At 58.5% G+C, this 5,711-nt stretch carries 7 protein-coding genes; 3 read left to right on the top strand and 4 right to left on the bottom strand.

Features of this window, described 5'->3' with window-relative positions:
• The first annotated feature begins 192 nt into the window (after window positions 1-192).
• On the top strand, window positions 193-1,425 hold the full coding sequence (locus V7D69_RS15150; RefSeq protein WP_333606218.1) for a tyrosine-type recombinase/integrase: 1,233 nt from the start codon (window positions 193-195) through the stop codon (window positions 1,423-1,425).
• Here the strand turns inward: V7D69_RS15150 and V7D69_RS15145 are convergent.
• Both V7D69_RS15145 and V7D69_RS15140 read right to left on the bottom strand, forming a co-directional pair.
• The gene (locus V7D69_RS15145; protein WP_333606217.1) at window positions 1,403-1,594 is read right to left on the bottom strand and encodes a helix-turn-helix domain-containing protein; all 192 of its coding nucleotides are present in this window, start codon (window positions 1,592-1,594) and stop codon (window positions 1,403-1,405) included. The two genes, V7D69_RS15150 and V7D69_RS15145, sit on opposite strands and share 23 nt — an antisense overlap.
• Window positions 1,591-1,806: a helix-turn-helix transcriptional regulator gene (locus tag V7D69_RS15140; RefSeq protein WP_333606216.1), complete on the bottom strand. Its 216-nt coding sequence runs from the start codon at window positions 1,804-1,806 to the stop codon at window positions 1,591-1,593. The genes V7D69_RS15145 and V7D69_RS15140 overlap by 4 nt, the downstream gene beginning before the upstream one ends.
• Before the next feature lie 454 nt (window positions 1,807-2,260).
• Here V7D69_RS15140 and V7D69_RS15135 point away from each other — a divergent pair, with 454 nt between their 5' ends.
• Both V7D69_RS15135 and V7D69_RS15130 read left to right on the top strand, forming a co-directional pair.
• Window positions 2,261-2,680 (top strand): type II toxin-antitoxin system RelE/ParE family toxin, encoded by a 420-nt coding sequence (locus V7D69_RS15135; protein ID WP_333606219.1) that lies wholly within the window; start codon window positions 2,261-2,263, stop codon window positions 2,678-2,680.
• On the top strand, window positions 2,658-2,990 hold the full coding sequence (locus tag V7D69_RS15130) for a helix-turn-helix domain-containing protein (protein ID WP_333606215.1): 333 nt from the start codon (window positions 2,658-2,660) through the stop codon (window positions 2,988-2,990). The genes V7D69_RS15135 and V7D69_RS15130 overlap by 23 nt, the downstream gene beginning before the upstream one ends.
• Before the next feature lie 101 nt (window positions 2,991-3,091).
• Here V7D69_RS15130 and V7D69_RS15125 read toward each other — a convergent pair whose 3' ends face one another.
• Both V7D69_RS15125 and V7D69_RS15120 read right to left on the bottom strand, forming a co-directional pair.
• Complete coding sequence (locus V7D69_RS15125; RefSeq protein ID WP_333606214.1) at window positions 3,092-4,078, bottom strand: GTP pyrophosphokinase; 987 nt, start codon at window positions 4,076-4,078, stop codon at window positions 3,092-3,094.
• Window positions 4,075-5,133 carry a nucleoid-associated protein gene (locus V7D69_RS15120; protein ID WP_333606213.1) on the bottom strand — a complete coding sequence of 353 codons (1,059 nt, stop codon included), beginning with the start codon at window positions 5,131-5,133 and terminating at the stop codon, window positions 4,075-4,077. The genes V7D69_RS15125 and V7D69_RS15120 overlap by 4 nt, the downstream gene beginning before the upstream one ends.
• Window positions 5,134-5,711 lie beyond the last annotated feature (578 nt).

The following is a 5,711-nucleotide window of genomic DNA, read 5'->3' as shown; positions in this document are numbered from 1 at the left end:
GGAAATGGTGACCCCTACGAGTGTAGAACTTTTGTCTCGGGCGATGCCGGGACGTTCCTAACTGCACTGTAAAATCAAGCATTTGTCTTGTATGGTGTTCGCGGTCGGTCGTCCTGATTTGCCTGAATTTGGCGCAAAATGTGGGAACGATTGTGGGACCAATTCCTGCCCGGAAGTGTGGGAAGGCCTGCGATGCCCAAAGCGGGAACCGAACCGATGGCACTGACGGCATTGAAGGTAAAGAACGCGAAGCCCGGTCGGCATGTCGATGGCCGGGGACTGTGCCTGCTGGTGAAGGACAGCGGCGCACGGACATGGGTGCTTCGGATGCAGAAGGATGGGCGGCGGCGCGATTATGGGTTGGGATCGGCGCTGGACGTGTCGCTGGCCGAGGCGCGGGAGGCAGCGGCGGCGCTGCGCCGTCAGGTCCGCGAGGGAGCCGATCCGGTTGCCGAGCGGCGCAGGGCACGCAAGGTGGTGCCGAGCTTCGAGACGGCGGCCCGCGATTGTTACGAGGCGTTGAAGGAAGGCTGGAAGAACAAACGGCACGCCAACTGGATTTCGAGCTTCGAGAACCATGTCTTTCCGGTGATCGGCGCCAACCCGGTGCACGAGGTGGACAGTGTGTGCGTGGTCGACGTGCTGTCACCGATCTGGCTCACCATCCCCGACAGCGCGCGCCGGATCCTGCAACGCATAGGCGCGGTGCTGGACTTCGCCCATATCAAGGGCTGGCTTCCGGGTGAGGTATCGTTGCGCTCAGTGCGCAAGGGGCTTCCCCGTCAGGTGGACAAGGGCGGGCATCTGCAAGCCATGCCCTATGTGGATGTGCCCGTGCTCATGCGGAAGCTGGCGACGGCTTCGCCCACGACCGGGCGCGACGCGCTGCGCTTCACCATCTATAACGCCGTGCGGTCGAACGAGACGCGCTTTGCCGTGTGGTCGGAGTTCGATCTGGACAAGGCCATCTGGACCATTCCGGGTGAGCGGATGAAAGCGGGCGAAACCCATGTTGTGCCGCTGTCCGCGCCCGCCGTGACGCTGTTGCGCAAGCGGTGGAAGGAGCGCACCAGCGACACCGGCCTTGTGTTCAGCCATGACGGGGAAAAGCCGATCAGCGATATGACCATGACCAAGCTCCTGCGAGATGACGGGATCAAGGGAGTGACCGTCCATGGGTTTCGTTCCGCCTTCACCGATTGGTCGTCGGAGCGGACCCGCTTCCCCAAGGAGGTTGCTGACAAAGCGCTGGCGCACAAGCTGCCTAACAAGGTGGAAGCGGCTTACCGGCGCACCGATTTCTTCGACAAGCGCCGCAGCCTGATGGCCCGCTGGGCGGTGTTTCTCGATAAGGAGCCTGCGAAGGGCAGTTCGGACGCCGACCCCACGGCGTCCGAGCCTGTCAGGCTTCGCGCTGCCGCCTGATGAGATCGTACAGGCTGGCGGTGGTGATGCGGGTGGCCTTACCGAACTTCACCGTCTTGACTTCGCCCGCCGCGATCAGCGCGTAGAGCTTGGTGCGGCCGACGCCGATCATGCGCGCCGCGTCATTGACCCGGACGCAGATCGGATCGGGCGGTGGAGGCGCGGTCATTGCATCTGTCTCCCGGCCTGATCGTCGCGATAGCCGACAGGATCGGCCACCCAGCGATTGACGGCGGATTCATGCCAGCCCGCGCCGTGGACGCTGATCTTCACCTGGCGGGGGAAAGTGCCTTCGCCCATCTTGCGGTAGAGCGTCGTGCGGGAAAGCCCGGTGCGGGCTAGAACGGTCTTGAGGCGGATAATGCGATCGGGGTTGTTCATGGGGCAATCTCTTCAAATCAAGGTGTTGCACGCGCCCCTGTGGACCAGCATCGGGCAGCATGGCGCACTGGGCAAGAGCCGTTACGGGGCCAAATGAGGCCATTCCGGCTCGGGCGGGTGGGCGCTGGCGGTGAATGGCGTTCAGGGGCGTCCAAGGGCGGTCCACGACGTAGCTCTGCCGCAGGGCGTGACCACCGCAGAATTTTTCCCACTATGTCCCAAACAGCACGCCGGTCAGTGCTTTATACCGATAGGTACGTCACCACGCATTGGTCAGGTCGAATCATTCATGGCAATTCTCCAAATCATCGGAGGTCTGCCCGCCAGTGATGAGGCTGCGCCGGATCGTCCCGCGCCGCAAGGGGTGGGGCACTGTAGTGCCGATCGGGGCATTTCAGTACCGGTTGCGCCAGTATCGGCCCTGCAAGTGCGTTGAACTCTAACGCTATGTGTTATATATGGCATCGGAAGCAGGAGAGCCACCATCCCACGTATATTCAAGAATGGCTGGTTCGAGCGCTTCGCGCGCAAGGAGCGCATTGCCGATTCGGCGCTTCGGGACGCGGTGCAACGCGCCGAAAGCGGATTGGTGGATGCCGACCTTGGCGGCGGCGTCATCAAGCAGCGCGTGGCGCGGGCCGGTCAGGGCAAGTCGGGCGGCTATCGCACGCTGATCCTGTTCCGTCAGGGCAACCGGGCGATATTTGCTTTCGGCTTCGCCAAGAGCGCACAGGCGAACATATCGAAGGCGGACCTCGCCTTGCTGCGCGATGCGGCAACCGAGGCGCTGGAATGGAACGACGAGGAACTGGACCGGCTGGTGGCATCTGGAGCGCTAGTGGAGATAGACGATGGGAACGATGGTGAAGGATAAGGGCTATCGCAGCGAGATCGCGGGCGCGGTCCACGAGATGATGAGCGACGCGCACGACGCGGGCGTTATGTCGCGCGCGACACTTCGCACTTTTGATGAGGCGTGTCTTGCCCCGGCCCCATCGCTGGCAGGCGACGAAATCCGCGCCATCCGTGAGCGCGAGCATGTCTCGCAGCCGGTGTTCGCGGCCTATCTCAACGTCTCGCGCAATCTCGTGTCGGATTGGGAACGCGGCGTGAAGCGTCCGGGTGGCCCCGCCTTGCGGCTCTTGTCCATCATCCAGCGCAAGGGGTTGCAGGCGGTGGCCTAGCTGCCCCTGTCGCGTTTCACCTGTTTGTCGAATGGCCGTCGCCTGGCAGCTTTCAGCTCGAGGGTTAGCGAAGGCGGACGATCGAGCTGACTTACACCTGTTCAGTTCACGCTTTCGCCGAGATCGTTGAGCAGCGGTTCCATTTCCCTGGGGGTTAGCGGCCACGCCGATATCGCTCTGCGAACCGAGCGGTGTACAGCATAATAGGCGAGTAGCACGGATGGTTGGGAGAAGATCGGATTTCTGTCGGCGACATGGGCCTTGATGCGGTCGGTAACAAAGGGATTATCGTCGATAAACTGCCGCAAGGCAGCGATATGATCGTCTCCTGCAACGGTCTCATAGGCACCGAGTAACATGCCTTCCAAGACGGTTGGCTTGGGTTCGAAGCCGATGACGTCGCAATAAATTGCTGAAAGGTCGGCGGTCATTCGCCTAACGGCGGCCAGGATGGCATTGACATCTGTCGAAACCTTCTCGAAGTAATCATTGGTCGCTTCGAGTAGCGCCATGGCCTTTGCAGCATTGCGCTGCATATCATGGGTTGCTGCGATCTGTGGCTTGTAGATCGTGTCATGCGTGAGCTCGCTGTATGCGTGTTGCAGGAGCGTTTTGATCTGGACCTCACAGGGCGTGTCGGCCGGGATCGGTATACCTTCGAACTCTGTGTCGTCGGTCGGGCGGACGATGAAATGTACAGCCGCATAATCAAATTTCAGAGGGTTCTTTTTTTGTTCCTCTTCATAATCCCGGTCTTTGGATAATGTCCACCCCGGGATCGCCGTCAGTGCCTGTTCAATCTTGCGAATGTCGCTGCCAAGGAGAACAACGAAGCGAGTGCCAATTTTGTCGGTGATGTCAGCGTAAGGATCGCCGTAGTTTTTATTCCGATAGAAGGCTTTCTCGACCAGCTTGAGATCATCCTTCACGCGGGGGGAAACCGCGACGCGAAGGAAATAATTCACGGGAACCGGCGCGATTAGCGGCTCCAATTTCTGCTGGACGACGGTGGACACGAGGCACCCCCACGCCTCGTGGGCGGCCTTTTCGCCCGCCCACCTATCGAGGAAATCGGACTCCTTCGTCATTCCTGGCTTTGCAACTGGGCGCGGATAGTGATCCGGGTCCAAGACTGACCATCATCGCCATTAACCGAATCCACGGCAACGAGATCGCGGATTGCATCTGGGGGGCCGGAAAGCGTGATGGCCCGGGGGAATTTGAATTTCCGCCAGCGCAGTACTCCCGCGAGTTCGGAAATGTCCTTGGCAATTGCGCCCGCTGGAAATTTCCTCTTCTTCATGTGGGCGATATAATCGTCTCCAAGATCGTCACCCATATAGGTCTTCGCGAAGCGCGACGTTTGGATTGTGTTTCCACGATCCAGCTTCAAATAGGCGTATAGGCCATTGTAAAGATCGACCTTATCTTTTTCCGGAATATCTTGTGCCTTGATGAACGCCTTCGTTTCCTCGAAAAATTTCTTAACCTGACGAGCAGCGTTTTCCGGGATATTGAGGCCAAGAAAATTGCTGTAAAAATAGGTCGCGGCTGCATCGCGGTGAGCAGCCGACATGGCGCTATCATAGACGACCGCTCGCCACCCCTCTGGTAGATCAGGCCGAGGGTCTACACCATCACTGATAAAGATGCCGATTTTGTAGAGCTTAGTCTTGGGGCTCAGAAATAGGTCGTTGACAAATCGAGCTTGAAGATTGGCGGTTTTGATAAAGCCTTCGTGGAGCTCGGCCTTCATCAGGCCGAAAAATGGGGTTGCGGGATTGCCCAATGTTCCGTCGAACACGACCATCAAACCGCCGGGTATCTGTCGAGATATCTGAGCGGTGGCGAGTGCCTCGGCAAAAAGGCGCGAGTGGTTGACGAACTGCGTATCCCGAAGCTTGATAAGCTCAACGCCGGTGACGAGTGCGCTACCAAGACCGAACTCTCGGATGTCCACTTCCATGCACTGAGCGGTGCTCTTGAAGGCGGCGATGACCCGGCTGCGAAATGCTGACTCGGCTTCCTGATCAAGCTCGAGTAGACCGGTACCAAAGGTTGGCACGAGCTGAGGTCCCTCTTCTGGGCGGCGGTGAACCTCATGCAGGCAGACTCGTCCAATGGTGACGTTCTCAAGAGGCATATTCTGCGTTTCTCCCCTGAAGCGCCTTCCTAAAGCGCAATATAGATCTCATGAATCTGTTTGGATCTATTTGCAAGATCGGCTCGAACGGATACACCCACATTGAAGCTGTTAAGTTGCAAGGGGGGGCGAGGTCGGCTTTCGAGATCATGACTCATCCCTTTTAAAAACCGAAACTGACGCTCGACTGCCATGACAGCGTCAACTTACACGATCCCATGACTTTGCTCCCCAGAAGTGTTGGTCCAGACGATCAGTCGCCAGAGGACCGCTCCAATTTGAGGATGTTGGTGATGATTCTGGGGCGGAAATGGATCATCCTTATTGCAGGTGACCTCTTTGCCGCAGTTCTTGCAGCGATATATACCCGAGACCGGGACCAATGCCCCAGGTTTGTAGTCCGTCGACCAAACTGCCTCAGTTCCGTTTGCCTGCACAAGATTGTTTGCGTTCTTGTACCACGCCATTTTATCCCCCATTCGTTGTCTCAGCCAAGAACTCTATCAGACGTTCCAGCACTGTCATCTAGAGCATAATCCGATCTAACTGAATGGAGGGGCTTTCCTTGGGCTTGGAAA

The sequence above is a fragment of the Novosphingobium sp. genome (genome assembly GCF_036733805.1).
In the GTDB taxonomy this organism is placed as follows: domain Bacteria; phylum Pseudomonadota; class Alphaproteobacteria; order Sphingomonadales; family Sphingomonadaceae; genus Novosphingobium.
Note: the sequence above shows the minus strand (reverse complement) of the source record. Positions and strands in the feature narration are given on the sequence as shown.